Raw genomic sequence first — 23,959 nt, forward strand, 5'->3', positions numbered from 1 at the left:
AAGCTTTGCGTGCTTAGGCGAATACGGGAGCGGCTTTTGCCAGCCGCTCCATGTCGTCTTCGATCTCATGCTTCAGCCAGCGCTTGAACTTTTCTACCTTGTCGGAGCGCCTCGCATTTTCTGATGTCACGAAGTAGTGGCCGAAGCCGGTTTTGACCGCTGGACCAAAGGGCGCAATCAACTGACCGTGCTGTAGCTGATGCGAGGCGATCGTCTGCCAGGCGAGCATCACCCCCTGCCCCGCGATGGTCGCATCGAGGCAGAGTGAAGCTTCGCTGAAGGTGTGGCGCGCCTTTATCTCGGCGCCAGACAAACCGACCTCCGATAGCCAGACATCCCAGGTGAACATGGCCCGGCCGTCGATGACTTTCGGCAGGTCGAGAATATCGGCGGGTTCGCGCAGCTTTTCGGCCATGGCCGGGGTGCAGAGTGGGGCTACGCGTTGCTCCAGGATGAGTTCGGCCTTGAAGCCAGGCCAGTGGCCGCGTCCGACACGAATTCTGAGATCGACATCCGTCTGGCTGGCATCGGTCAGGCGGTCGTTCGCGTCGATGCGTAGGCCGATCTGCGGGAAGCGCTCCGAAAAGGCGGGAATGCGGTGGACGAGCCAGCGGGCGGCAAAGACAGGGGCGACGGAGATTGTCAGCACACTCTCGTCGCTCCGTCTGGCGAGTGCAACTGCGCCCGAGAGGTGGCGGAAGCCATCGGACAGACGTGCCAGCACATCTACAGCCGTTTCAACCGGGACCATGCCGCGACTTGTGCGCTCAAAGAGCGGGCGACCGAGCTGCTGCTCGGTCTTGATCACCTGCTGGCTGACGGCACCAATGGAAACGCCAAGCTCTTCCGCCGCCGCCTGGAGTGAGCCGAGGCGGGCGACGGCTTCGACGGCGCGCATGCCGTTGAGATGCACCTGATTGAGATTCTTCATATAGGAAAGCTATAGTCAGCCTCGGCAAAACTCAATTGAATTTCGCAGCCTGAAAGTCGATGCTGCAGCCTGCTCAGAAGGTTCACGCCTTCCTCCCAGCATATCGAGGCGAAGCCATGTTCAAGTTTCTCTGGAGACGACGAGAACCCGTGACACCGGTGGTGCGGGACTGGCGGCATGATCCCATGGGGCATCCTGCTTTGCGGGAAATGAGCCTTCGGGAGCTTGCGGACCTGCCCATGGTGGCGGAAATGCCGATCCGTGTGGCAAGGGCGGAGGCCACGGAAAATTGCCAGCGGCGTGCCAGCCGGGTGCAATCAGGCGGGTGCGCTGTTTCGCGATAATCCCAATGGTGAAGGGATGCGGCTTCGCCGCCCCCTCATCTCCCTGCCGGGATCTTCTCCCCGCCGGGGAGAAGAGACGATCGTCAGCTGGCGCTGGCGAAGCGACCAGCGTCGGCGCCGTAATAGTTGACGTAGCGGCCGGAAATGCTGGCGATGGGCAGGATGATCAGGACATCCGTCGTATTGAAGGCTTGGTCGACGACCGCGCCGTTGCCGACCATGGCGCCGAGACGGAGATATCCCTTGATCAGCGGCGGCATGGAGAAGAGCGCGCGGCGGGCATTGACCGCTTCTGATGGCATCAGGTCCATCTCGCGATAGAGATGAGGCAGCGCGTCGACGGCCCATTCGCCCTTGGCGACGGCGTTCTGGTGCAGGAAGGAGAGTGCGAGCGCATGCTCCTCCGGCTGCACGCCGGGGAAGGAGCCGCAGCCGAACATGGCATCGATGCGGTGATGCAGGGCATAGGCCCAGCAACCCTGCCAGAGCAACTCGACCGTGCGCTTGGTCCGGTATTGCGGCAGCACGCAGGAGCGGCCGAGCTCCATGAAGCGCTTTTCCGGATGGCGGGCGACCAGGGCATCGACGCCGAATTCGGAGCCGGAATAGAAGCCGCCATGGGCGATCGCCACTTCATGGCGCAGCAGGCGGTAGGTGCCGACGATCTGGTCTTCGGCGTCGCCGTCGATCGAGCGGTCGAGAACGAGGAGATGGTCGCAGAGGCTGTCCCAGCTGTCGACTTCCCGGCCGCGGCGGGCATCTTCAACGCAGACCTGCGCCTTCATCTCCTCGACGAAAACGCGGTAGCGCACGGCCTGGGCCGCGTCGATCTCGCGTTCGGTGCGGGCAATGCGCGTTTCCAGGCTACCAATTCGGCCCAGGATATCGCGCGAAGCGGGAAGCCCCAACGGCATAACGGCCGGGTTTTCCAGAAGAAGGTCTCGTTCGATCAGTTCCACGCTCATCGGATCTATCCAGCGTTGAAGTCACGCGCCTTTAAACACGAGACTGCTACAGGAAAGTGACAAAACTTCGGACACTTGCGCCCTCCCTCAGGCCTCGGGTGGCTTTGGCTTTCGATGCTGGATGATCTCGTCGACAACGATGCAGATGGCGCCGATGGTGATGAAGCTGTCGGCCAGATTGAAGACGGCGAAGGACCAGGTCTGGGTGTAGAAGAGGATGTAGTCGACGACATATCCGTAAGTGAGGCGGTCGATGATGTTGCCGAGGGCGCCGGCGATGATCATCGCGAAGCCGAGATGGGCGAAATGCTGCTCAGGGCCGGTCTTGCGCCAAAGCCAAAGCACGAAACCGACGATGACGAGGCGCAAGCCGACGATGAACCAGCTGTCGAGATGCGACAGCATGGAGAAGGCGACGCCGAGATTGTGGGTTCGGTAGAGCGCCCAGAAGGGCAAAACCGGGATCAGCTCGTGCATCGGCAGAAAGACTTCCACCGCATATTTGATGGCCTGATCGAGGATCAGGGCGATGGCGATGAAGGTCAGGACCGGGCCGGGCCGGTTAAAGGCGGCAAGCATGGTCACTGGGCTCCGTCGAGGGCGAGCAGGTGGCGGCGGACCTCAAACAGCATGACGCCCGTGGCGACTGCGAGGTTCAGGCTGTCGGCCATGCCGACCTGGGGAATGCGAGCGAGCTTGTCTGCGGCCTGAGCCAGTTCATCCGGCAGGCCGGATTGTTCGTTGCCCATCATCAGGATTACGGGCTTGGAGCGATAATCGATGGTGCGATAGTCGACGGCGCCGGCGAGATGCGTGGCGACGAGGCGCGCATCCACCGACTTCTTCCATTTGAGGAAATCGGCGGGCGTCGTCTTCACCAGCGGCAATGCGAACATCGAGCCCATGGTGGCGCGCACGGTTTCCATCGAAAAGGGATCGGTGCAATCACCGACCAGGATGACACCGGAGGCACCTGCTGCATCGGCGGTGCGGATGATCGTGCCGAGATTACCGGGGTCGCGGACGCGGTCGAGCGCGATCCAGGTTTCCGACCCCTTCGGCTGGATGTCCTTGAGCGGCGTCCAGCGCTGCTCGAAGACGGCGGCGACCATTTGCGGGTTGTCGCGCCGCGTGATCGAGGACATGACCTTTTCGCTCACTTCCAGCACCAGACCACCAGCGGCGACCGTGCGGGCGGCTACCTTCTCGACCAGCGGCTTTCCCTTGCCGGCCTTGGCATAGACGAGGGTCCGGATGGTCCAACCGCGATCGAGCGCGTCGATGACCAGCTTCAGTCCTTCGGCGAGGAAGGTGCGGCTTTCGTCGCGGCTCTTCTTCTGGGAAAGCGCCTTGATGTCCTTGATGATGGGATTGGCAAGGCTGGTGACTTCCTTGACCTGGCCGACTCGGCGGGGGCCGTCCTGGCGATTGTCGTCGGTCATTTCGGCACCCAGCGGCTGAAGAGGGAGGTGGAGAGCGCACGCCCCGGCGTCTTGCCGTCGAGGCCGGCTTCGCGGATGACGAGTTCGCCCGACTCGACGAGGCCGCCCTTGCCGCGCATGGTCTCACGCATCAGTTCGTGGATGGAATAGAAGCTCGCACGGATCGAATAGGCTGTCAGCACGAGGCCGACGGCCTTGGGCGCCAGCAGTTCGCGGCAGATGTCCAACATCAGAGGCAGGTGATCGAAGAGCTGCCAGACTTCGCCGTTCGGACCACGGCCGAATTTCGGCGGGTCGGTGAGGATGATGTCGTAGTGATGGCCGCGACGCTCCTCGCGCAGGATGAACTTCATCGCATCCTCGCAGATCCAGCGGATCGGCGCCTTGTCGAGGCGGCTCAAGGACTGGTTCTCGCGTGCCCAGCCGATCGCCTTCTTGGAGGCATCGACATGGGTGACTTCGGCGCCAGCAGCGGCGGCCACGAGCGATGCGACGCCGGTATAGCCGAAGAGGTTCAGGACCTTCAGCGGCCGGTCGGCAGCCTCGATCTTCTCTTTCATCCAGCTCCAATGGGCGATCTGCTCGGGAAAGACGCCGACATGGCGAAACGCGGTGAAGCGGCCGTGGAAATCCACGCCCAGAAGAGAGAGCGGCCAGGTTTCGCCGAGCGCCTCGCGCTGGAAGCGCCAGCGGCCCATGCCGTCCTCGTCGGTGTCGCCAGTGAACATGGCGTCGGCCTTGTCCCAGACATGGGTGGGCAGAGCCTTTGGCCAGAGCGCCTGGGCTTCGGGGCGGACGATGCGGTAGGGGCCGTACTGTTCGAGCTTGAGGCCATCGCCGCTGTCGATCAGATGAAAATCACCAGCGCCTGAGGATTCGAGGATCAGTGGCACGCGCTCGGCTGGTCGCTCGCCGTTCCGGACGGTCAGCACACGCGCCGGTTCTGCCACTGTCTCTGGTGTTTGCGCGTGGGGCTTTGCCTTGGCCGCCTCGGTTTCGCGGCGCGGTGGGCGGGCCGGACGCTCGTCCCTGCCCTTCGCAGGGTAAGGCTTTGCCGTTGCCGGCCGCTCCGTACCACTGCCTTTCGCCTTCGCTCCCGGGAATGGCTTGGCGCCGGGGCGACGTTCCTTGTTCTTCACGTCTGTTATCCGTGGCTCTTTTGCGTCTCGGCCAGCCCTTAGCATTGCCGGCCCGGCGCGGAAAGGAAATTTGCCGCGAATTTGCTGCGCCCGGCCTTACTTGGCGCCGAGCTGCGGAAGGGTGGCGCCGGCGATTTCTTCTGCACGGGTCTTCTGCCGGTCGGCTTCGGCCTGCCACTGCTGCGCCACACGCGACTGGCTGCGGGCCTTCTTGCGATGCTTGCCCTGGGTGAACCAGGTGACGATGGCACCCAGAAGCACACCCAGCATCACTGCGAGAATGAGAAGCACGAAGAGGGGTGCGGAGGCCGACAGAGCCTGATCAGCCGGATCGAAGGGATTGAGCGCGAGCCTGACCGGCGCTCGATTTGCCACGGCCAGGACGATGAGGAGCACGCCGAGCGGAACGAATACCACGAGGCCCACGACTTTCCGGATCATCTCGAAACTCCCTGTTCTGTCCGAGGGCCATCAAGGCACCTCATTCGGCTCAAGTTAAGGACAGGGGCGGAATTTTCAACGCGAAAAGCGCTTATTCGTCGTCTTCGTCGCCCATGCCGGGGTTGAGACGCTCGCGCAGCTCCTTGCCGGTCTTGAAGAAGGGGACCCACTTCTCCTCGACGAAGACGGTTTCTCCAGTGCGCGGGTTGCGGCCGGAGCGCGAGGGGCGGTTCTTGACGGAGAAAGCTCCGAAGCCACGCAATTCGACGCGGTTACCGCCTGCGAGCGCATCGGTGATCTCGTCGAGGACGGCGTTTACGATGTTTTCGACATCGCGATGATAGAGATGCGGATTACGGGCCGCGACGATCTGCACCAATTCCGACTTTATCACGCGGACCCCCTGAATTTTCTGTTGTGACGTGAGCGTCGCCAAAGTTGCCAAAGCGAAAAAGCTCAGTCAAGGAACAACTTAACCATAAAGTCGCGGCTTTGCGAGAGCTATGACGCGCATCACATGCCAAATCGTGATCGGGCCCGCCTTCGTTTCTCCGTATCGTCATTCCATCGATCGATTGGCATGTTTCTTGTAATGGCGTTGCCACAATCCATATTGGCAACAACCGGAAGACATGCGAAACGACCAAGACGGTGGATCGGCTGTGGCCGCCACCCTGAAGAACGGGCCTCTGTTAATGCTGCAATCGACTCATGACGGCTTGCCGACAACCGGACACGGAGCCGGTGCGGATGCCTACCGGAAGGCGATGAGCCATTCCCGGCGGGTCAAGCGGCTGCGCTTTCTGTTGCCCGTCGCGGCTTTGGGTGTCACGCTCGCCTTTGCTGCGGTTTCCGTGGTGCGCAGCCTGATGCCCGAGGAAATCCAGATCGAATCCGCAAAGATCGAAGACGGCAAGGTCGTGATGGAGAAGCCGGCGATCGCCGGCCGGAACGCTGAAGGCGTTCGTTATTCGATGCGGGCCGAGCGGGCACTGCAGGACATCAAGAACCCCAATATGATCACGCTCGAGACGATCGCGGCCGCAGTGCCTGTCAATGACAAGGTGATAGCCCGGGTCATGGCCACCAGCGGCATTTTCGATCGGGCTGCCAATCTGCTCAATCTCGACAAGCCGTTCACGCTCAATCTGAGCAGCGGCATCGACGCCCAGTTCGGTTCTGCCAATCTCGACATTGCAGGCGGCACTATGAAGACGAATGACCCGGTCGCGATCCAGACCAAAGGCGCGTCGATTGTTGCGAACTCGCTCGAGATGAAGGATAAGGGGCGAACCATGATTTTCACGGGCGCCGTCAAGTTGAACATCGAGCCGTCCGCCATCCGCAGCAATCGGTCTATGGAAGCCGCCCAGCCATGATTTACCGCTCCTTCGCCAAGATTACCCTCGCTGGCTTCCTCCTGGCTTCGGCAAGCGGCCTCACGGCGCTCGTATCGGCCCAGACGACCAATAGCCAGATGAACGGCCTGAAGCTCTCCAACGACCAGCCGATCCAGATCGAAAGCGACGGTCTCGAGATCCGGGAGCAGGAGAAGAAGGCTTTCTTCACGGGCAATGTGAAGGTGGTTCAGGGCACGACGACACTGCAGGCCGGCACCATGGTCGTGCATTACCGCGGCGAAGGCACGACGGTTACCCAGGGCAATGCAGACATCGAAAAGATCGACGTTGCACAGAAGGTTTTCCTTTCGTCCGGCACGCAGCAGGCAACAGCCGACACTGGTTCTTTCGACATGGCCAAGCAGGTCTTCGTGCTCGAAGGTGAGCGCGTAGTTCTGTCAGAGGGCCAAAACGTCTTCGTCGGCTGCAAGCTCACCGTCCAGATGAATTCTGGCCAGGCCAAGCTCGACAGCTGCGGCCGGCGCGTCCAGATCCAGCTCGACCCCAAATCCCAGCAGAGCAACTGACGGGTCCGCGTGAACGTGCAAATTCCTTTCCTTTCCAAGTCCAAGCAGGCCAAGAAGCCGGCTGCCCCGGCAAGCCTGCCGGGCGACAAGTCGCGTTATGAAGGCACGTTGATCGCTCATGGACTGACAAAAACCTACAATTCACGGCGCGTCGTGAACGGCGCCTCGCTCGTGGTGCGTCGCGGCGAGGCCGTGGGCCTTCTCGGACCGAATGGCGCCGGCAAGACGACATGTTTCTACATGATTACGGGTCTGGTGCCGGTCGATGCCGGAACGATCTCGATCAACGGCAACGACGTGACTTCAATGCCGATGTATAGGCGCGCGCGTCTCGGCGTCGGCTACCTGCCCCAGGAAGCCTCGATCTTTCGCGGCCTGACCGTCGAAGACAACATCCGTGCCGTTCTCGAAGTGCATGTCTCCGACAAACGTAAGCGCGAGGCGAAGCTCGACGAGTTGCTGTCGGAGTTCCACATCGAGAAGCTTCGCAAGTCTCCGGCCGTCGCCCTTTCCGGCGGCGAGCGTCGCCGTCTGGAAATCGCCCGAGCACTGGCGACCGATCCGACCTTCATGCTGCTCGATGAACCCTTTGCCGGCGTCGATCCGATCTCGGTCTCCGACATTCAGAACCTGGTGCGGCACCTGACCGCGCGTGGCATCGGCGTCTTGATCACCGACCACAACGTGCGCGAAACGCTCGGACTGATCGACCGGGCCTATATCATCCATGCGGGTGAAGTTCTCACCCATGGGCGGGCCAACGATATCGTCAACAATGCCGATGTGCGCCGCCTCTATCTCGGCGACAAGTTCAGCCTCTGAGCCTGAAGGCGCAAGAAAACGACTCCCAGCCGCCTCCTGCGACTTGACCAAAGTAAAATAAAAAGCAATTTTTGGGCCAAGTGGATTTTCCCGCCATCAACGGCGGGACTGCGGGGGAATGTAGGGGAGTCGAACGTCCGCCATGGCCTTATCCGCCAACCTATTCCTGCGACAGAACCAGTCTCTGGTGATGACTCCGCAGCTGATGCAATCCATTCAGCTGCTGCAGATGACTCACCTCGAACTGATGCATTTCATCTCTCAAGAAGTGGAGCGCAATCCGCTGCTCGAAATGACGGCAGATGATGGAGATTTGGGCGGCGAGATTCCGGACAATGCCGACCGACACGGCAGCACCAGCCAGCAGGAGACGCATGCCGACGACACGGCGGCGGCACCGTCGCTCGACAGCGACTGGTACGAGCATGGCGCCAGCGAACGGCTGAGCGACCGCCTGGACACGAATTACGACACTGCTTTTACAGACGAGGGCTCGGCCCAGCGTCCTGATGCTCCCGAACTGCTGGGACAATGGAAGTCGATGCCGGGCCAGTCTGGCGAGGGAAGCGAAGGCTTCGATCTCGACGACTTCGTGGCGGGCCAGATCAGCCTGCGGGATCACCTGAACCAGCAGGTCCCTTTCGCACTCACCTCGGCCCCGGACCAGTTGCTCGCGGCCGTGCTGATCGACCATCTCGACGAAGCCGGTTATCTGCGGGCGGATCTCGGCGAGATTTCCGCACGACTTGGCATTTCGCTGACCGATATCGAAGGCGTCCTGAAGACCCTCCAGACGCTCGAACCGGCAGGTGTCTTTGCCCGTTCGCTGAGCGAGTGCCTGACGATCCAGCTCCAACAGCGGGACCGTTGCGATCCGGCCATGGCCGTGCTCGTCGATAATCTGGAACTGCTGGCCAAGCGGGATTTCGCGACGCTCAAGAAGATCTGCGGCGTGGACGAGGAAGACCTCATCGACATGCTGGCGGAGATCCGCAAGCTCAATCCGAAGCCCGGCAGCTCGTTCGAACATTCGGTCAGCGAATCGGTGACGCCGGACATCGTCGTCCGCCCCGACGGCCAGGGCGGCTGGCAGGTGGAGCTGAACCCGGATGCGCTTCCCCGTGTGCTCGTGAACCACAGCTACATGGCGGCCGTCGGACGGAAGGGCGCCTCCAAGGAGACGCCGGATCAGGCCTTCATGTCGGAATGCCTGCAGAATGCCAACTGGCTGACCCGTAGCCTCGACCAGCGCGCGCGAACCATCACAAAGGTCGCGGCCGAAATCGTGCGGCAGCAGTCGGCCTTTCTCGATCATGGCGTTGATCACCTGCGCCCGCTCAATCTGAAGACGGTCGCGGATGCGATCAAAATGCATGAATCGACCGTCAGCCGCGTCACGACCAACAAATACATGATGACGCCGCGCGGACTGTTCGAGCTCAAATATTTCTTCAGCGTCTCCATTGCTTCCGCCGAGGGCGGCGACAGCCATTCGGCAGAAGCCGTGCGGCACAGGATCCGGACCCTCATCACCCAGGAGAGCCCCGAGGCCGTGCTCTCCGACGACGACATCGTCGATCAGCTGAAGTCTGGCGGTGTCGATCTCGCCCGCCGCACCGTGGCGAAATACCGGGAAGCGATGAACATCCCCTCCTCCGTCCAGAGACGCCGGGAAAAGCGGGCCATGGCCAAGGTTTCGGCCGGCTGAACGCCACCTTCCGGGCGCAAAGATTAACAGGAGATTGACTCTTCTCCCGGGGGCAGCTAGAAGCGCGCCGCAATCGACAGCACAGTCTGTCAACCGAAGGCAAGCCCTTCGACCACGCCCGACAAACGAAGGCAGAGACTGACCGAACCGCTCGAAAAGCTTGGACGCGGGCGTCGCTTGGCGTAAAATGGATACGCAACCAATCATAAGAAGGGAAACTCCATGAGTGTGCGTGTATCCGGCAAGCAGATGGAAATCGGTGAAACGTTCCGGCAGCGGATCGAGGATCGAATCCAGGATGCGGTTACCAAATACTTCGACGGAGGGTATTCCGGGCAAGTGGTCGTCACGAAGTCGCAGTCGCGCTTCGCGGCCGATTGCCTGGTGCATCTCGATACCGGCGCAAACCTGCATGCAGCAGGCGAGGCCAATGATCCTCAAGTCGCCTTCGACGCCGCGTGCGAACGCGTGGAGAAGCGTCTGCGCCGTTACAAGCGCAAGCTGAAGGATCACCACGCCGGAGAGGCACAGAACCCGTCGATCGAGGTGGCCTACACGGTCATGGATTCCATGGACGAGGATCATGAAGAAGTGCCGGACGATTATGCGCCGACAATCGTTGCGGAAAGCACGAAGCAGCTGCGCACAATGACGGTGGCTACCGCCGTGATGGCACTCGACATGACCGACGAACCCGTTCTTCTGTTCAGAAGCCCGGGAAAAGAACAATTGAATATCGTTTATCGTCGGAATGACGGTAATATCGGGTGGATCGATTCCGCCAACATCAAAGGCTGAAGATCGGCCAGGGCGGCTGCGCATTGCGGTCGCCCGCTCCTCGATCCGAGGCATGAAGGACATTGATATGGCATTGGCAGATTTGCTGCAGCAGGATGCTGTCGTACCTAACCTCCGGGTGAACTCCAAGAAGCAACTGCTTCAGGAACTTGCGGCCAAAGCCTCGAAGCTCACCGACATTCCGGAACGTGAAATCTTCGACGTCATCCTGCAGCGCGAACGGCTCGGCTCGACCGGCGTTGGCAACGGGATCGCCATTCCGCATGGAAAACTCAACAAGATCAGCAAGATCACCGGCATCTTCGCGCGCCTGGAAACGCCTGTCGATTTCGAGGCTCTGGACGATCAGCCGGTCGACCTGGTGTTTCTGCTTCTCGCACCGGAAGGTGCTGGTGCGGATCACTTGAAAGCGCTGTCTCGGATCGCACGGGTCCTGCGCGACCAGGATCTCGTGGCCAAGCTGCGTGCGACGGAATCGGCCTCTGCCATCTATACGTTCCTCAATGAGGAACAGGCCTCGAACGCCGCCTGACGCGCATGCATGGCGAGAGACCCGACAAAAAAGCGCCCCTTTGGGCGCTTTTCTTTTTCACTCACTGATGATCACGACAGATCACACCTTGGTGGCATCTTCCGCCGCGGTCTCCGTCTTCGGGCCACCCTTGGCCACGCCGACCATGGCCGGCCGCAGGACGCGCTCGCCGATCGCGTAACCCGCCTGCACCACCTGAACGACCGTGTTGTTCGCCACGTTCGGGTTCGGCACTTCGAACATGGCCTGGTGGAAATTGGGATCGAACTTCTGACCTTCCGCCTCGATCTTGCGAACGCCATGGCGCTCCAGCGTCGCCAGCATGCCGCGTTCGGTCATCTCGACGCCTTCGATCAACGCCGTCCAAGTGGCGTCTGCTGCCGCGCGGGCTTCATCGGGCAAGGTTTCGATGGCGCGGCGCAGGTTGTCGGACACTGACAGCATGTCGCGTGCAAAACCCGTCACCGCGTAGGACTTGGCATCCTTGATCTCGCGATCGGTGCGGCGGCGAAGGTTGTCCATCTCGGCCGCAAGCCTCAGGAAGCGATCGCGCAGGTCGGCGTTCTCAGCCTGCAACGCCTCGACGGGATCGAGCAGCTGCTCAGCCGAGGCCTCGCTTTCATCTGCAACCTGCCCTTCGGTGGTCGCGGATACTTCTGCCTCGTGGGCTGCCGCGTCAGGTCCGTTCTTGTTGGTTTCTTCGGTCATGACGTTCTCCGGATAATGTCTCGTTTTCGAAGCTCAGGGTTTCGAATGCGTGCCCGATATCAGGGTTTGGCGTGAAAAAATCAAGGGTTTGTGGGGAAATTGCTCACCGCTGGCCGCGCGCGAGCCTGGCCATGAGTTGCGCCGTGTAATCGACCATGGGAACGATGCGCGAATAATTCAGGCGCGTGGGCCCGATGACACCGACTGCGCCGACGATGCGATCCTCGCCGTCGCGATAGGGAGCGACGATCAGCGAGGAACCCGACAAGGAGAAGAGCTTGTTTTCCGAGCCGATGAAGATACGAACACCAGGCCCGCTCTCGGCCAGATCGAGGATCTCGATCAGGCTTTCCTTGCGCTCCAGGTCGTCGAAGAGAAGCCGCAGGCGGTCGATATCATCAGAACCCGCAAGGCCTTCGAGAAGATTGGCGCGACCGCGCACGATGAGCCGTGCCGGCTGCTTTTCCGCAACCTCACCAGACCAGACGGCCAAGCCCCGCTCGACGAGATCCTGCGACAGCGTGTCGAGTTCGCTTGCGACCTGGGTCTTCAGGTTTTCAATCTGGCTACGCAATTCCCGCATGGTCTGGCCTGCGAGATTGGCATTGAGGAAGTTGGCCGCTTCGGTCAACTGCGATGCGGTCACACCGGCGGGAAGATCGATAATGCGGTTTTCGATCTGGTTGTGCTCACCGACAAGGACGGCGAGCGCCTTGGTCGGCTCCAATCGAATGAATTCGACATGCTTGAGGATCGGATCGTTCTTGGATGAAATGACCAGGCCTGCACCGCGCGACAGGCCGGACAGCATGCGGCTCGCCTCGGTCAGCATGGCTTCCATGGGCTGGTCGGCGCTGGTCGGGCGGACATGGCGCTCGATCTCGTCGCGCTCGCCATCGGAGAGATCGCCGATCTGCATGAAGGCGTCGACGAAGAAGCGCAGACCCGCCTGCGTGGGAAGACGCCCGGCGCTGACATGTGGCGCATAGATGAGCCCCAGATCCTCGAGATCGCTCATCACATTGCGCACCGAGGCCGGCGAGAGCGACATAGGGAGGAGGCGCGACAGGCTGCGGGAGCCGAGGGGATCGCCGGAATCGAGATAGGTCTCGACGATACGGCGAAACACTTCCCTGGAACGATCGTCAAGGGAGGCGGAAACGTCTGCGACGGTCGTCTTTAGTGATGCCATTGGCGGAACGGACTGGATCTCAGATGTTTCATGATGGAAATATAGTCACAGCTCACAGGATGACCAAGAGGTAAATCGCCCAAGGCACGGCTCTCGGCGCTGCGGCATGGTTTTTCTTTGCAAATGCCGGGCGCCGACCGTAGAAGGCATCAACAACCCAGGAGATTGCAATGCGGCCATCCGGCAGAAAAACCGACCAAATGCGCAAGGTTTCGTTCGAGCGCAATTTTTCCAAGCATGCGGAAGGCTCCTGCCTGGTCAAGTTTGGCGATACGCATGTGCTCTGCACCGCGAGCCTCGAAGACAAGACCCCGCCATGGCTGCGCAATTCCGGCAAGGGCTGGGTGACGGCCGAATACGGCATGCTGCCGCGCGCCACTGGCGACCGAATGCGCCGCGAGGCTTCGGCCGGCAAGCAGAGCGGCCGCACGCAGGAGATCCAGCGGCTGATCGGGCGCTCTCTCCGCGCCGTCGTCGATCTCGAAGCGCTCGGCGAGCGGCAGATCTCCATCGACTGCGACGTCATCCAGGCGGATGGCGGCACGCGGACTGCGGCGATCACCGGCGCGTGGATTGCGCTGCATGATTGCCTGAAGTGGATGGAAACCCGCAGCATGATCAAGGTCGAGAAAGTCCTGAAGGATCATATCGCGGCAGTTTCCTGTGGCATCTTCGCGACCCAACCGGTGATCGACCTCGATTACCTGGAAGACTCGGCCGCCGAGACGGATGCCAATTTTGTGATGACCGGCTCCGGCGGCATCGTCGAGATCCAGGGCACGGCGGAAGGCAAGCCGTTCAGCCAGGACGAGTTCCTGATCCTGCTCGGCCTTGCCCGCAATGGGATTGATGAACTGGTCGCCATGCAGAAGCAGGCGATCGGCTGAGACGAAGAGGCTGGGCGGATGGCACGGGAGATCGAAGGCGTTCTGGAAGCGGCGCTCTATGCGTCCGACCTCGACGCTGCCGAGCGCTTCTATGGCACCGTGCTCGGCCTGGAGCGCATTGCGCGGCATGACAATCGGCACATCTTCTTCCGCTGCGGACAGACGGTGGTGCTGATCTTCAATCCCGCCGAGACGGTGAAGCCTGCGCCAGCAGGTTCACTGCCGGTACCGGCGCATGGCGCAAGCGGCGCAGGGCATCTGTGCTTTCGTGTCAGCAGCGATGCGCTCGACGACATGGTGGCGCGGCTGAGCTCCGCCGGGATTGCCATCGAAGCCGATTTCCGCTGGCCCGGCGGCGCCCGCTCGATCTATTTCCGTGATCCGGCCGGCAACAGCCTGGAATGCGCCGAACCCAAACTCTGGAATCTCTGAGGACAGCATGCGCAAGCTCGATACCCGCACGATCGTCGTTGCCAGCCACAATGCCGGCAAGATCGCCGAAATCGCCGATCTGATCGGGCCCTTCGGCTTTTCGGCCAAGTCGGCCAAGGATCTGAACTTCGTCGAACCGGATGAAACCGGCACGACCTTCGAGGAGAATGCCGCGATCAAGGCGCTCGCCTCGTCCAAGGCATCCGGCCTGCCTGCCCTTTCGGATGACAGCGGCCTCGTCATCGATGCACTCGACGGTGCGCCTGGCGTCTACACGGCCAACTGGGCCGAACGCGAGGACGGCAGCCGTGACTTTCCCTGGGCGATGGAGAAGGTGGAAAAGGCGCTTGCGGAGCGTGGCGCGACCGAACCATCACAGCGGACCTGCCGCTTTGTCAGCGTGCTCTGCCTCGCCTGGCCCGATGGGCATATCGAATTCTTTCGTGGTGAAGTCGAAGGCGTAGTGGCCTGGCCGCCGCGCGGGTCCGCCGGCTTCGGCTATGATCCGGTCTTCCAGCCGGAAGGCCATGAGCGCACCTTCGGCGAGATGACGGCGGACGAGAAGCATGGCTGGAAGCCGGGCGATGCTGAAGCGCTGTCGCACCGCGCACGCGCCTTCAAGCTCTTCGTCGAAACCTGCCTGGAGGCCTGACGCCTTGACCGACCGGTCCTTCACGCTTCTGCCCGACACCGGTGAGCCCGGTTTCGGCGTTTATGTGCACTGGCCCTTCTGTGCGGCCAAATGCCCTTACTGCGACTTCAACAGCCATGTGCGCCACCAGCCGGTGGACCAGTCGCGCTTCGTCGCCGCTTTTCTCGGCGAGCTGAAGGCTGTCAGGGCCATATCCGGTGCGAAGACCGTGACCAGCGTCTTCATGGGCGGCGGCACGCCTTCGCTGATGGATCCATCGACGGTCGGGGCGATCCTCGACGGAATCGCCGCCAACTGGCATATGCCGGATGGTATCGAGATCACCATGGAGGCCAATCCGTCGAGCGTGGAGGCGACCCGCTTTCATGGCTACCGGGCCGCCGGCGTGAACCGCGTGTCGCTCGGCGTGCAGGCGCTGAATGATCCGGATCTGCGCTTCCTTGGACGACTGCATGACGTCGCGGATGCGCTGAAAGCCATCAAGCTGGCGCGCGAGATCTTCCCGCGCATGTCCTTCGACCTGATCTACGCGCGGCCGAACCAGACGGTGGATGCCTGGGAGCGTGAGCTGAAGGAAGCCATGTCCTATGCGGTCGACCATCTGTCGCTCTACCAGCTGACGATCGAGGAGGGCACGGCCTTCTACGGCCTGCACAAGGCCGGCAAGCTGATCGTGCCCGACGACGAGCATGCCGCGACGCTTTACGAGGCGACGCAGGAGATCACGGCGCGCGAGGGGCTTCCGGCCTATGAGGTCTCGAACCATGCGCGGCCTGGTGCTGAGAGCCGGCACAACCTCACCTATTGGCGCTATGGCGACTATGCCGGCGTTGGTCCGGGCGCGCATGGGCGGTTAACGCAGGGGCGCACGAAGATCGCGACGGTGGCCGAGCGTCATCCGGAAACATGGCTTGCAGCCGTCGAGCAGAATGGTCATGGGATCATCGAGCGCGAGGACCTGGATCACGAGGCCCAGGCCGACGAGCTTCTCCTGATGGGGCTTCGCCTGCGCGAGGGTGTCGATCTCGCCCGCTGGCAGCAGCTTTCCGGCCGCGATCCCGATCCGGACAAGGAGCAGTTCCTGCTGGACCACGGCTTCATCGAGCGGCTCGGCAATTCCCGCCTGCGCTGCACGCCGCCGGGCATGTTGATCCTCGACGCCGTCGTCGCGGATCTCGCCTGCTGAGGAGAACGAGCGATGCCGGTCGACAAAGCCTTTGCCCGCTTCGACATGGCCCGCCTCTACGACGCCTTCAACCATCACGGCGAAGACGGCGATTTCTACGAGAATTTCGCCGAGACGCCCTGCCGCGTGCTCGACATCGGATGCGGCACGGGATCGATGACGGTGCGCCTGGCAAACCGCGGGCACAAGGTCACGGGTGTCGATCCAGCAAATGGCATGCTGCAGGTCGCGCGGATGAAGGACAGCGACGGTCGGGTCGATTGGATCCATGCCCCGGCCGCGGAGTTTACGGTTCCCGAGCGTTTCGACCTCGCGATCATGACGGGCCATGTCTTTCAGGTGTTTCTCGACGATGCCGAAACGCTGGCGGCCTTGCGCAACATTCGCCGGCATATGGTGCCAGGCGGCAGACTGATCCTCGAAAGCCGCAACCCGCTGGCGAAAGCCTGGGAAGACTGGACACGGGAGAAGACCCGCGAAGAGCGGATCATCGACGGTGTCGGGCCGGTGGAGGTCACCTACCAGATCAAGGACATCGAAGCCGAACATGTGACCTTCGATGCGGTCTTCGCAGTGGAAGCTACGGGCGAAACGCTGACCAGCGAGAGCCGGCTGCGGTTTCCGGCAGCCGGGACCATCGAACGGCTCCTCGCAGAGGCAGGCTTTGGCGAGAGCGTGCTACTCGGCTGGTGGGATCGCACGCCCTATTCGGAAACCAGCCCTGAGATCATCGCGATCGCACGCGCCTGAACCGACATTCGGATACAAAAAAGCCACCGCATGCCCGTCCGGGGATTGCGGTGGCCCATTTCTGCCGGCAATCGGCTTATTCGTTGATCAGGCGACGCAGCAGTTCGATTTCCTGCGACAGCTTCTGATCATTGGAGATCAGATCCTCGATCTTGCGAACCGCATGAAGGACGGTCGTGTGGTCACGTCCGCCGAAGCGACGGCCGATTTCCGGGAAGGAGCGCGGCGTCAGCGTCTTCGACAGATACATGGCGATCTGGCGCGGCTTGACGATGACACGGGTGCGGCGATTGGAGACGAGCTCCTGGCGCGACACATTGTAGTGGCGGGCGACGACACGCTGGATGTCCTCGATACGCACGCGCTTCTGATCACCGGCACCGACGAGGTGGGCGAGCAGTTCATCGACGCGTTCGATCGACAGGTTCGGCTCGAAGGAACGGCGGAAGAGCAGTTGGTTGAAGGCACCTTCCAGGTCACGGCCGCTGCTGGTGATGTTGCGGGCGACGTGTTCGAGAATGTCGGCCGGGATGTCGATCGACGGATCGTCCTTGCGGACGACTTCGAGGCGCGACTTCATCATGTCGAGGCGCATGTCGTAGTCAGGCGCTTCCATCTCGATGGCAACGCCACCCTGAAGACGCGAACGAACGCGGGGATCGAGCGATTCCAGCTCCCAGGGCGCGCGGTCGGCGGCGACGACGACCTGCTTGGCGCTGTCGAGCAGCATGTTCAGCAGATGGCAGAATTCGTGCTGGATCATCTTACCCTGCAGGAACTGCATGTCATCGATGATCAGGAGGTCGATGTTGCGCAACGAGTCCTTCAGCGTCAGGGCATCATTGTCGCGGATCGCGGTTGCGAAACGCCACATGAAATATTCGGCGGTCAGATAGACCACGCGCGGTGCGCGCGGGCTGTGCACCGCAGCATTGGCGATCGCCTGCAGAAGGTGGGTCTTGCCCAGCCCAACCGAGGAATGGATGAAGAGCGGGTTGAAGCGCACGGCGCCGGCACCAGCTTCGGCAATGGTCTTGGCGGCGGCTAGCGCCACGCGGTTGGACGCGCCTTCGACGAAACCGTCAAAGGTGTAGCGGCTATCGAGCGGCGAGCCGAACAGCGGGCTGGCCGTGCTGGTCGCGCGGCCCGTGACCGACGACGGGCCGGGAGGAGAGGCGATCTGACCGAGGCTCGGGCCCATCTTGCGGGCTGCGGCCTGCTGGGGAGCGGGCTCGGCACCCACCTGGCGTTCGTCCAGGATCGGGCCGCGGGTGTTGCGGCTGGCGGTGCGGACCATGATCTCGATCTTCAGGATCGAGGGATCCTCTGCCTGGAAGATCGACGTGATCAGATCCAAGTAGCGGTTGTTGATCCAGGACTTCAGGAACGTCGTGGGAACCGTCAGGCGCACCACGCTCTTCGAAGCCGAATGCAGCTTCAGACGCGCGAACCAGCTCTGGTAGACATCAACCCCGACCTGAGCCTTCAGTCGCTTGCTGAAGCGGTCGAAGAGGTCGCTATGTGTCATTCCGGCATTCTCTCCTGCTCCGTCGGAGCACGTGGCGCCAAGCGCCGACTGTGCATTGTCCCCGTTTACCAACGCACTGGCCGTCATCGAGTTCATGTGCATATTGCCGCCTTCCAAAAACATTCCTGGTGTCGGGCGTTTCAATCCCCGCCCGACAGCCGCTTCATCTCGCGCCGACCCCGAAGGATCGACAGTCCCCAGACGCGTCACAAGAGCGCTTCAGCCAAAAGCACCCGCATGACTTGCCCCTCGCCCCCTCAAGACGATGGTCGTCCCTTGTCCCCAAACCGCATCCTCGACATACGGCTCGAAATTCTCCGGCCCGGTCTGCGATACTGCAGACAAGACACAAATCGTCATCGCGCGGAAACGGCTACGTCTCCGATGCAACTCCGAACACTTTATGATAAAACGGAATGGAAACACTCCGCTCCGGCAAGGGATGACTGGTCCAGACCACATTTCTGCCGTCCGATCCGTCGTTCCGGAGGTTTCCCTGCCCCCTTGCTGGAGATCATTAAGGCAGGATCAAATGGCAAGATCAACCGGGATTTTTGCGCAAACTCCAGCGCTGGCCATTGACTCTTGATACTTCATTTTTGCGTCACATTCGGGCGAAAAAGAATCGCTTTTGAATCAAGGAGATTCATGAGCAGTTGCAAAATGGACCTCTTGCGGAGCAGAAAAATAAAAAATCTCTTGACTCGCAAGGCGCCCAACCTCCCCCTGCGGAAAGTAGACACAGAGTTGAGCACCTCCTTCAACCCAATGAATTTATTGAATAATTTCTGTCACGCGAATGACAAGTAAACTTGATTGGGCACATTGCAATGTGTCAACTTCACATGGATGTAACGGAAACGACAAAGAGCCCGGCGAAACGCCAGGCTCTTCAGAAAATGTCGAAAAGGTGTCTAAAATTAGACAGCCAAGGCCTTCACACGAGCGGCGAGACGCGAGATCTTGCGCGATGCCGTGTTGGCGTGAACAACGCCCTTGGTGGCGGCGCGCTGGATCTCCGGCTGGGCAGCCTGGAGAGCGTCCTTGGCGACCGTCGCGTCGCCGGAAGCGATGGCTTCCTCGACCTTGCGGATGAAACCACGGACCCGCGAACGACGAGCCTTGTTGACTGCAGTACGGGCAGCGATCTTGCGGGTCGCCTTCTTCGCCGAAGTTGTGTTGGCCATGATGCCTCTCTCGAATTCAAACCAAAGCCCACCATCGCCGCGTCGGGTCGTTGCGACCTGCCATACCAGCACTTGGGGAGCTGTTTCATGGGAAAAGCGCATCGGCTTTCCCAACCGTGGGCGGGCATATAGCGGGAAAGCGCGAATGCGTCAACGCGGATTCTGCAGATAACGCGCCGTCCCTCGCGCTTATCTGTTCTGGAAGGCCGGCTTCCGCTTCTCGACGAAGGCGGCCATGCCTTCCTTCTGGTCGGCGGTCGCGAAGAGCGAATGGAACAGGCGGCGCTCAAAGCGCAATCCTTCCGTCAGCGTTTGCTCGAATGCCCGATTTACGGCTTCCTTGGCCATCATCACTGAAGGCAGCGAGAAGGAGGCGATCTTGGCTGCCGCTTCCAGCGCCTCGTCCAGCAAGCGCTCCGGTTCGACTACGCGCGCGACGAGGCCGGCGCTTTCGGCTTCCGCTGCATCCATCATCCGGCCTGTCAGGCAGAGATCCATGGCCTTGGCCTTGCCGACGGCGCGGGTGAGACGTTGCGAGCCACCCATGCCCGGGATGATGCCGAGCGTGATTTCGGGCTGGCCGAACTTCGCCGTCTTAGACGCAATGATGAAGTCACACATCATGGCGAGCTCGCAGCCACCACCCAGCGCAAAGCCGGACACCGCGGCAATCAGCGGCTTGCGGAAGCCGGCGATCTCGTCCCAGCCGCCGATGAAGCCGCCGGTATAGGCGTCGACGAATTCGAGCGACTGCATTTCCTTGATATCGGCGCCAGCGGCAAAGGCCTTCTCCGATCCGGTGACGACGACAGCACCCACGCCTGCATCTGCCTGCAGCTCGGCCAGAAGCTGGCGAAGCTCGCGCATCACGGTCGAGTTCAGGGCATTCAGCGCCTGGGGCCGGTTCAGCGTGACGAGTGCCACGCGGTCACGGCGTTCCATCAGCAGGGTTTCAAATGACATGGCGTCCTCCCTTGTGCGGCCTCAGAGGCCTTATTTCTGGCAGCGGCTACAATAGAATGTCGAGCGGCCGGATTGAACTATCCTTTCGACGGTACCCCCACAACCGTCCGTGAGGCAGTCTCGGCCCTCCCGGTCATAGGCGCGGAAGAAGTGCTGGAAGTAGCCGAGCGTGCCGTCCGCCTGGATGTGGTCGCGCAAGGACGAGCCACCGGCCTGGATGGCATCTGCAATGACTTCGCGGATGGAATCCGCCAGAAGCGTGAGCTCCTGCCTGGGCTTGCCGGTCTTGGTCACCAGAGTGGAAACCTTGCGGGTCGGGGAGAGATGCGCGCGCCAGAGCGCCTCGCAGACATAGATATTGCCGAGACCGGCGATCACCTTCTGGTCGAGCAGCGCGCTTTTCAGCGGCTGGCTGCGGCCGGCGAAACGTGTCGCCAGATAATCGGCGGAGAGCCTGTTGCCGACCGGCTCGGGACCGAGATCGCGGAAGGCGGGATAAGTGTCGAGCTCCGAGCGCGGCATCAGGTCCATGAAGCCGAAACGGCGCGGGTCATTATAGATGACGCGGACCGGCCCCTCGGCCCCTTCCAGATGAAAGAGGACGTGGTCGTGCTTTTCGTCCTTGCTGCGCTCGTGGTGGAAGATGCCGGGCGTCTCTGCCGCCGCGCCAGCCTCGATGCGGAAGGAGCCGGACATGCCGAGATGCGCAATGATCGTCAGGTCGCCTTCGAAGTCGATCAGCAGATACTTCGCGCGGCGCGACAGGGCCTCAATGCGATGGCCCTCCACCCTTGCGGCAAAATCGCGCGGCAGCGGAAAGCGCAGATCCGGGCGGCGTAGCTCGAGGCGCTGCACTGTGGCGCCTTCCATGGTCGGCGCCAAGCCGCGACGGACTGTCTCTACCTCTGGCAATTCCGGCATTTCAGCCCATCTTTCTGTTTGAAGCGCCTGTTTTACGGTCTATAGACCAGCCTTGAAGCGGGTGCACTTGCGCAGATAGCGCGTGAGAGCCCTTTTCGCTATGGTCCGCCCGACCTGTCCGTACCGTGGAGTGAGACGATGACTGCAAGCCGCATTTCCGCCGAGGGTGGCATGGAAACCTCCTATGGCTTCCGCCAGGTCGACGAGCAGGAAAAGCAGGGCCTGGTCAACGACGTCTTCCACAAGGTGGCCAAGCGCTACGACATCATGAACGATGTGATGTCGGCCGGTCTGCACCGCGTCTGGAAGGATGCCATGGTTGCCTCGCTCAATCCGCGCAAGGACGCCACCTATAAGGTGCTGGATGTGGCCGGCGGCACGGGCGACATAGCGTTCCGCATCGTGGAAGCCTCCAATCGGCTGGCGCATGCGACCGTGCTCGACATCAACGGCTCGATGCTGGGCGTCGGCGCCGAGCGGGCGGACAAGAAGGGGCTTTCGGACAACCTGACCTTCGTCGAGGCAAATGCCGAGAGCCTGCCTTTCGAGGACAAGACGTTCGACGCCTATACGATCGCATTCGGCATTCGCAACGTGCCGCATATCGACGTGGCGCTGTCGGAGGCTTTCCGGGTCCTGAAGCGCGGCGGCCGGTTGCTGGTGCTGGAATTCTCGGAAGTCGAACTGCCGCTGCTCGACAAGGTCTATGACGCCTGGTCGTTCAATGCGATCCCGCGCTTTGGCAAGATGATCACGGGCGATGCGGAACCCTATCAGTATCTCGTGGAATCGATCCGCAAGTTCCCCAACCAGCCGGATTTCGCCCGGATGATCGAACGGGCCGGCTTCTCCAACGTGCGCTACACCAATTATACCGGCGGCATTGCAGCCCTGCATTCCGGCTGGAAGATCTGAGGCGCATGAGCACGATCGGTGCATATTTCCGCCTGGCGCGGGTCGGCTGGGTGCTGGTGCGGGAAGGTGTCGTCGCAGCCCTTCCTTCCGAAGGTTTACCTCCCCTCGTCGGCTTCGCCAAGGCGGCCGTGGCGCCCCTCGCCCGCAGCCGGGCGAAATCCGTAGATCGCGCCGACCGACTGGCCAACGCGGTCGCCAGGCTCGGGCCCTCCTATGTGAAGATCGGCCAGTTCCTTGCAACCCGGCCAGATGTCGTCGGCGCAGAATTCGCTGAGGATCTGTCGGGGCTGCAGGATCGGATGGCATTCTTCCCGACCGAGGCGTCCCGGGCGACGATCCGCGAGTCTCTCGGCCGGACGATCGAGGATCTCTATGCGCGCTTCGACGAGCCGATCGCAGCCGCGTCCATCGCGCAGGTGCATCCGGCGGAAGTGGACACGCCCGAGGGGCGCCGCAAGGTGGCCGTGAAGGTAATCCGGCCCGGCGTGCGCAAGCGGTTTGCGGCGGATCTCGAGGCCATGTATCTCGTCTCGCATCTGCAGGAACGGTTCATCCCGAATTCGCGGAGGCTGCGGCCCGTCGAGGTGACGAAGACGCTGGAACAGACCACCAAGGTGGAGATGGACCTGCGGCTCGAGGCGGCGGCCCTGTCCGAGATCGCTGAGAATACCAAGGGTGATCCGGGCTTCCGCGTGCCGACCGTGGATTGGGAGCGGACCGGCCGGGACGTCGTCACCATGGAGTGGATCGACGGCATCAAGATGTCGGATGTCGACGGTCTTCTGGCTGCCGGGCATGATCTCAATGCGCTGGCCGACACGCTGATCCAGTCCTTCCTGCGCCATACCTTGCGCGACGGCTTCTTCCATGCCGACATGCATCCGGGCAATCTCTTCGTCGATCCCACCGGCATGATCGTCGCAGTCGACATGGGCATTGCGGGGCGGCTGGGCAAGAAGGAACGGCGCTTCCTGGCCGAGATCCTCTACGGCTTCATTACGCGCGACTACATGCGCGTGGCTGAGGTGCATTTCGAGGCCGGCTATGTGCCGTCGCACCACAATGTCGCGAGTTTCGCGCAGGCGATCCGAGCCATCGGCGAGCCGATACATGGCCAGCCGGCAGAGACCATTTCGATGGGCAAACTGCTGACGCTGCTGTTCGAAGTCACCGAGATCTTCGACATGGAAACGCGGCCGGAACTGGTGATGCTGCAGAAGACCATGGTCGTCGTCGAGGGTGTCTCGCGCATCCTCAATCCGCGCTTCAATATGTGGAAAGCTGCCGATCCCGTCGTGTCGCAATGGATCCGTGACAATCTCGGGCCAAAGCGGATCGCGACGGACTTGAAGGACGGTGCGAAGGCCGCCTTGCGTCTCGCTGAAGCCCTGCCGGAGATCGCTGCCAAGACCGAAAAGCTGCATGGCGAAATCGTGCGAATGAGCGAAGAGGGGCTGCGCTTCGATGCCGCCACTGCCGAGCGCATTGGACGGGCCGAGGCACGGCATACGCGGCTCGGCCGGGTGGCACTCTGGGTCATTGCCGTGGCAGCCGTTGTCATCGCAGTTCAGGCCTCCTGAAAAGCACGC

At 61.7% G+C, this 23,959-nt stretch carries 26 protein-coding genes; 13 read left to right on the forward strand and 13 right to left on the reverse strand.

Features of this window, described 5'->3' with window-relative positions; genetic code table 11:
- Positions 1 to 13: 13 nt before the first annotated feature.
- The 7 genes from E9677_RS04490 to E9677_RS04525 all read right to left on the reverse strand — a co-directional run bounded on the left by E9677_RS04490 (position 14) and on the right by E9677_RS04525 (position 5,656).
- Complete coding sequence (locus E9677_RS04490; protein WP_136556857.1) at positions 14 to 931, reverse strand: LysR substrate-binding domain-containing protein; 918 nt, start codon at positions 929 to 931, stop codon at positions 14 to 16.
- Between the two features lie 427 nt (positions 932 to 1,358).
- A complete protein-coding gene (locus E9677_RS04500; RefSeq protein ID WP_235882870.1) occupies positions 1,359 to 2,189 on the reverse strand; it encodes a GNAT family N-acetyltransferase in 831 nt (276 codons plus the stop codon).
- Between the two features lie 138 nt (positions 2,190 to 2,327).
- Entirely contained in the window at positions 2,328 to 2,819 is a 492-nt protein-coding gene (lspA, locus tag E9677_RS04505) for a signal peptidase II (RefSeq protein ID WP_136556860.1), read from the reverse strand.
- 2 nt (positions 2,820 to 2,821) lie between these two features.
- Positions 2,822 to 3,682, reverse strand: coding sequence for a TrmH family RNA methyltransferase (locus tag E9677_RS04510; RefSeq protein ID WP_136556861.1), 861 nt, complete (start codon positions 3,680 to 3,682; stop codon positions 2,822 to 2,824).
- Positions 3,679 to 4,821: a class I SAM-dependent methyltransferase gene (locus E9677_RS04515; protein ID WP_136556862.1), complete on the reverse strand. Its 1,143-nt coding sequence runs from the start codon at positions 4,819 to 4,821 to the stop codon at positions 3,679 to 3,681. The genes E9677_RS04510 and E9677_RS04515 overlap by 4 nt, the downstream gene beginning before the upstream one ends.
- A gap of 96 nt (positions 4,822 to 4,917) precedes the next feature.
- Entirely contained in the window at positions 4,918 to 5,262 is a 345-nt protein-coding gene (locus E9677_RS04520; RefSeq protein ID WP_136556863.1) for a LapA family protein, read from the reverse strand.
- A 91-nt stretch (positions 5,263 to 5,353) separates the two neighbouring features.
- Positions 5,354 to 5,656, reverse strand: coding sequence for an integration host factor subunit beta (locus tag E9677_RS04525; RefSeq protein ID WP_006724965.1), 303 nt, complete (start codon positions 5,654 to 5,656; stop codon positions 5,354 to 5,356).
- A gap of 301 nt (positions 5,657 to 5,957) precedes the next feature.
- Here E9677_RS04525 and E9677_RS04530 point away from each other — a divergent pair, with 301 nt between their 5' ends.
- The 6 genes from E9677_RS04530 (at position 5,958) to ptsN (ending at position 11,049) form a co-directional block, all read left to right on the forward strand.
- Complete coding sequence (locus tag E9677_RS04530) at positions 5,958 to 6,641, forward strand: LPS export ABC transporter periplasmic protein LptC (RefSeq protein WP_136557195.1); 684 nt, start codon at positions 5,958 to 5,960, stop codon at positions 6,639 to 6,641.
- Positions 6,638 to 7,189, forward strand: a complete 552-nt coding sequence (locus tag E9677_RS04535) for an LptA/OstA family protein (RefSeq protein ID WP_136556864.1) — start codon at positions 6,638 to 6,640, stop codon at positions 7,187 to 7,189. Before E9677_RS04530 ends, E9677_RS04535 begins: the two co-directional genes overlap by 4 nt.
- Positions 7,190 to 7,204: 15 nt before the next feature.
- Positions 7,205 to 8,011 carry an LPS export ABC transporter ATP-binding protein gene (gene lptB / locus E9677_RS04540; RefSeq protein WP_136557196.1) on the forward strand — a complete coding sequence of 269 codons (807 nt, stop codon included), beginning with the start codon at positions 7,205 to 7,207 and terminating at the stop codon, positions 8,009 to 8,011.
- A gap of 142 nt (positions 8,012 to 8,153) precedes the next feature.
- Entirely contained in the window at positions 8,154 to 9,719 is a 1,566-nt protein-coding gene (gene rpoN / locus E9677_RS04545) for an RNA polymerase factor sigma-54 (protein ID WP_136556865.1), read from the forward strand.
- A 222-nt stretch (positions 9,720 to 9,941) separates the two neighbouring features.
- Positions 9,942 to 10,517, forward strand: a complete 576-nt coding sequence (gene hpf / locus E9677_RS04550) for a ribosome hibernation-promoting factor, HPF/YfiA family (RefSeq protein ID WP_136556866.1) — start codon at positions 9,942 to 9,944, stop codon at positions 10,515 to 10,517.
- A 67-nt stretch (positions 10,518 to 10,584) separates the two neighbouring features.
- The gene (ptsN, locus tag E9677_RS04555) at positions 10,585 to 11,049 is read left to right on the forward strand and encodes a PTS IIA-like nitrogen regulatory protein PtsN (RefSeq protein WP_136556867.1); all 465 of its coding nucleotides are present in this window, start codon (positions 10,585 to 10,587) and stop codon (positions 11,047 to 11,049) included.
- 81 nt (positions 11,050 to 11,130) lie between these two features.
- Here ptsN and grpE read toward each other — a convergent pair whose 3' ends face one another.
- Positions 11,131 to 11,757, reverse strand: coding sequence for a nucleotide exchange factor GrpE (gene grpE / locus E9677_RS04560; RefSeq protein ID WP_136556868.1), 627 nt, complete (start codon positions 11,755 to 11,757; stop codon positions 11,131 to 11,133).
- A 103-nt stretch (positions 11,758 to 11,860) separates the two neighbouring features.
- A complete protein-coding gene (hrcA, locus tag E9677_RS04565) occupies positions 11,861 to 12,949 on the reverse strand; it encodes a heat-inducible transcriptional repressor HrcA (RefSeq protein ID WP_136556869.1) in 1,089 nt (362 codons plus the stop codon).
- A gap of 170 nt (positions 12,950 to 13,119) precedes the next feature.
- On the opposite strand from hrcA, the gene rph reads away from it, so the two are divergent.
- The 5 genes from rph to E9677_RS04590 are packed head-to-tail and all read left to right on the forward strand — an operon-like array spanning position 13,120 to position 16,856.
- Positions 13,120 to 13,836, forward strand: coding sequence for a ribonuclease PH (rph, locus tag E9677_RS04570; protein ID WP_136556870.1), 717 nt, complete (start codon positions 13,120 to 13,122; stop codon positions 13,834 to 13,836).
- Positions 13,837 to 13,854: 18 nt separating this feature from the next.
- Positions 13,855 to 14,268: a VOC family protein gene (locus E9677_RS04575; RefSeq protein WP_136556871.1), complete on the forward strand. Its 414-nt coding sequence runs from the start codon at positions 13,855 to 13,857 to the stop codon at positions 14,266 to 14,268.
- Positions 14,269 to 14,275: 7 nt separating this feature from the next.
- Positions 14,276 to 14,920 (forward strand): RdgB/HAM1 family non-canonical purine NTP pyrophosphatase, encoded by a 645-nt coding sequence (gene rdgB, locus E9677_RS04580; protein WP_136556872.1) that lies wholly within the window; start codon positions 14,276 to 14,278, stop codon positions 14,918 to 14,920.
- A gap of 4 nt (positions 14,921 to 14,924) precedes the next feature.
- Entirely contained in the window at positions 14,925 to 16,106 is a 1,182-nt protein-coding gene (gene hemW, locus E9677_RS04585; RefSeq protein WP_136556873.1) for a radical SAM family heme chaperone HemW, read from the forward strand.
- A gap of 12 nt (positions 16,107 to 16,118) precedes the next feature.
- A complete protein-coding gene (locus tag E9677_RS04590) occupies positions 16,119 to 16,856 on the forward strand; it encodes a class I SAM-dependent methyltransferase (RefSeq protein ID WP_136556874.1) in 738 nt (245 codons plus the stop codon).
- Positions 16,857 to 16,932: 76 nt separating this feature from the next.
- Here the strand turns inward: E9677_RS04590 and dnaA are convergent, their stop codons facing one another.
- From dnaA to mutM, 4 genes are all read right to left on the reverse strand, one after another.
- Positions 16,933 to 18,507 (reverse strand): chromosomal replication initiator protein DnaA, encoded by a 1,575-nt coding sequence (gene dnaA, locus E9677_RS04595; protein ID WP_408014674.1) that lies wholly within the window; start codon positions 18,505 to 18,507, stop codon positions 16,933 to 16,935.
- Positions 18,508 to 19,304: 797 nt separating this feature from the next.
- A complete protein-coding gene (gene rpsT / locus E9677_RS04600; RefSeq protein ID WP_136556876.1) occupies positions 19,305 to 19,571 on the reverse strand; it encodes a 30S ribosomal protein S20 in 267 nt (88 codons plus the stop codon).
- 189 nt (positions 19,572 to 19,760) lie between these two features.
- Positions 19,761 to 20,534 (reverse strand): enoyl-CoA hydratase, encoded by a 774-nt coding sequence (locus E9677_RS04605; protein WP_136556877.1) that lies wholly within the window; start codon positions 20,532 to 20,534, stop codon positions 19,761 to 19,763.
- 30 nt (positions 20,535 to 20,564) lie between these two features.
- A complete protein-coding gene (mutM, locus tag E9677_RS04610; RefSeq protein ID WP_136556878.1) occupies positions 20,565 to 21,455 on the reverse strand; it encodes a bifunctional DNA-formamidopyrimidine glycosylase/DNA-(apurinic or apyrimidinic site) lyase in 891 nt (296 codons plus the stop codon).
- Positions 21,456 to 21,593: 138 nt separating this feature from the next.
- On the opposite strand from mutM, the gene ubiE reads away from it, so the two are divergent.
- Entirely contained in the window at positions 21,594 to 22,370 is a 777-nt protein-coding gene (gene ubiE, locus E9677_RS04615) for a bifunctional demethylmenaquinone methyltransferase/2-methoxy-6-polyprenyl-1,4-benzoquinol methylase UbiE (protein WP_136556879.1), read from the forward strand.
- 5 nt (positions 22,371 to 22,375) lie between these two features.
- On the forward strand, positions 22,376 to 23,950 hold the full coding sequence (gene ubiB / locus E9677_RS04620) for a 2-polyprenylphenol 6-hydroxylase (protein ID WP_136556880.1): 1,575 nt from the start codon (positions 22,376 to 22,378) through the stop codon (positions 23,948 to 23,950).
- Positions 23,951 to 23,959 lie beyond the last annotated feature (9 nt).

Source organism: Peteryoungia rhizophila (assembly GCF_004912145.1).
Lineage (GTDB): Bacteria > Pseudomonadota > Alphaproteobacteria > Rhizobiales > Rhizobiaceae > Allorhizobium > Allorhizobium rhizophilum.

What these genes read in the sequence shown, in the direction of transcription:
- E9677_RS04490 (WP_136556857.1), bottom strand. Translation starts at nt 931, where the DNA reads ATGAAGAATCTCAATCAGGTGCATCTCAACGGCATGCGCGCCGTCGAA.
- dnaA (WP_408014674.1), bottom strand. Translation starts at nt 18,507, where the DNA reads ATGTTTTTGGAAGGCGGCAATATGCACATGAACTCGATGACGGCCAGT.
- hpf (WP_136556866.1), top strand. Translation starts at nt 9,942, where the DNA reads ATGAGTGTGCGTGTATCCGGCAAGCAGATGGAAATCGGTGAAACGTTC.
- hrcA (WP_136556869.1), bottom strand. Translation starts at nt 12,949, where the DNA reads ATGGCATCACTAAAGACGACCGTCGCAGACGTTTCCGCCTCCCTTGAC.
- rph (WP_136556870.1), top strand. Translation starts at nt 13,120, where the DNA reads ATGCGGCCATCCGGCAGAAAAACCGACCAAATGCGCAAGGTTTCGTTC.
- rpoN (WP_136556865.1), top strand. Translation starts at nt 8,154, where the DNA reads ATGGCCTTATCCGCCAACCTATTCCTGCGACAGAACCAGTCTCTGGTG.
- E9677_RS04575 (WP_136556871.1), top strand. Translation starts at nt 13,855, where the DNA reads ATGGCACGGGAGATCGAAGGCGTTCTGGAAGCGGCGCTCTATGCGTCC.
- E9677_RS04605 (WP_136556877.1), bottom strand. Translation starts at nt 20,534, where the DNA reads ATGTCATTTGAAACCCTGCTGATGGAACGCCGTGACCGCGTGGCACTC.
- rpsT (WP_136556876.1), bottom strand. Translation starts at nt 19,571, where the DNA reads ATGGCCAACACAACTTCGGCGAAGAAGGCGACCCGCAAGATCGCTGCC.
- ptsN (WP_136556867.1), top strand. Translation starts at nt 10,585, where the DNA reads ATGGCATTGGCAGATTTGCTGCAGCAGGATGCTGTCGTACCTAACCTC.
- mutM (WP_136556878.1), bottom strand. Translation starts at nt 21,455, where the DNA reads ATGCCGGAATTGCCAGAGGTAGAGACAGTCCGTCGCGGCTTGGCGCCG.
- ubiB (WP_136556880.1), top strand. Translation starts at nt 22,376, where the DNA reads ATGAGCACGATCGGTGCATATTTCCGCCTGGCGCGGGTCGGCTGGGTG.
- ubiE (WP_136556879.1), top strand. Translation starts at nt 21,594, where the DNA reads ATGACTGCAAGCCGCATTTCCGCCGAGGGTGGCATGGAAACCTCCTAT.
- E9677_RS04520 (WP_136556863.1), bottom strand. Translation starts at nt 5,262, where the DNA reads ATGATCCGGAAAGTCGTGGGCCTCGTGGTATTCGTTCCGCTCGGCGTG.
- lspA (WP_136556860.1), bottom strand. Translation starts at nt 2,819, where the DNA reads ATGCTTGCCGCCTTTAACCGGCCCGGCCCGGTCCTGACCTTCATCGCC.
- E9677_RS04500 (WP_235882870.1), bottom strand. Translation starts at nt 2,189, where the DNA reads ATGCCGTTGGGGCTTCCCGCTTCGCGCGATATCCTGGGCCGAATTGGT.
- E9677_RS04535 (WP_136556864.1), top strand. Translation starts at nt 6,638, where the DNA reads ATGATTTACCGCTCCTTCGCCAAGATTACCCTCGCTGGCTTCCTCCTG.
- E9677_RS04530 (WP_136557195.1), top strand. Translation starts at nt 5,958, where the DNA reads ATGCTGCAATCGACTCATGACGGCTTGCCGACAACCGGACACGGAGCC.
- E9677_RS04590 (WP_136556874.1), top strand. Translation starts at nt 16,119, where the DNA reads ATGCCGGTCGACAAAGCCTTTGCCCGCTTCGACATGGCCCGCCTCTAC.
- rdgB (WP_136556872.1), top strand. Translation starts at nt 14,276, where the DNA reads ATGCGCAAGCTCGATACCCGCACGATCGTCGTTGCCAGCCACAATGCC.
- grpE (WP_136556868.1), bottom strand. Translation starts at nt 11,757, where the DNA reads ATGACCGAAGAAACCAACAAGAACGGACCTGACGCGGCAGCCCACGAG.
- E9677_RS04510 (WP_136556861.1), bottom strand. Translation starts at nt 3,682, where the DNA reads ATGACCGACGACAATCGCCAGGACGGCCCCCGCCGAGTCGGCCAGGTC.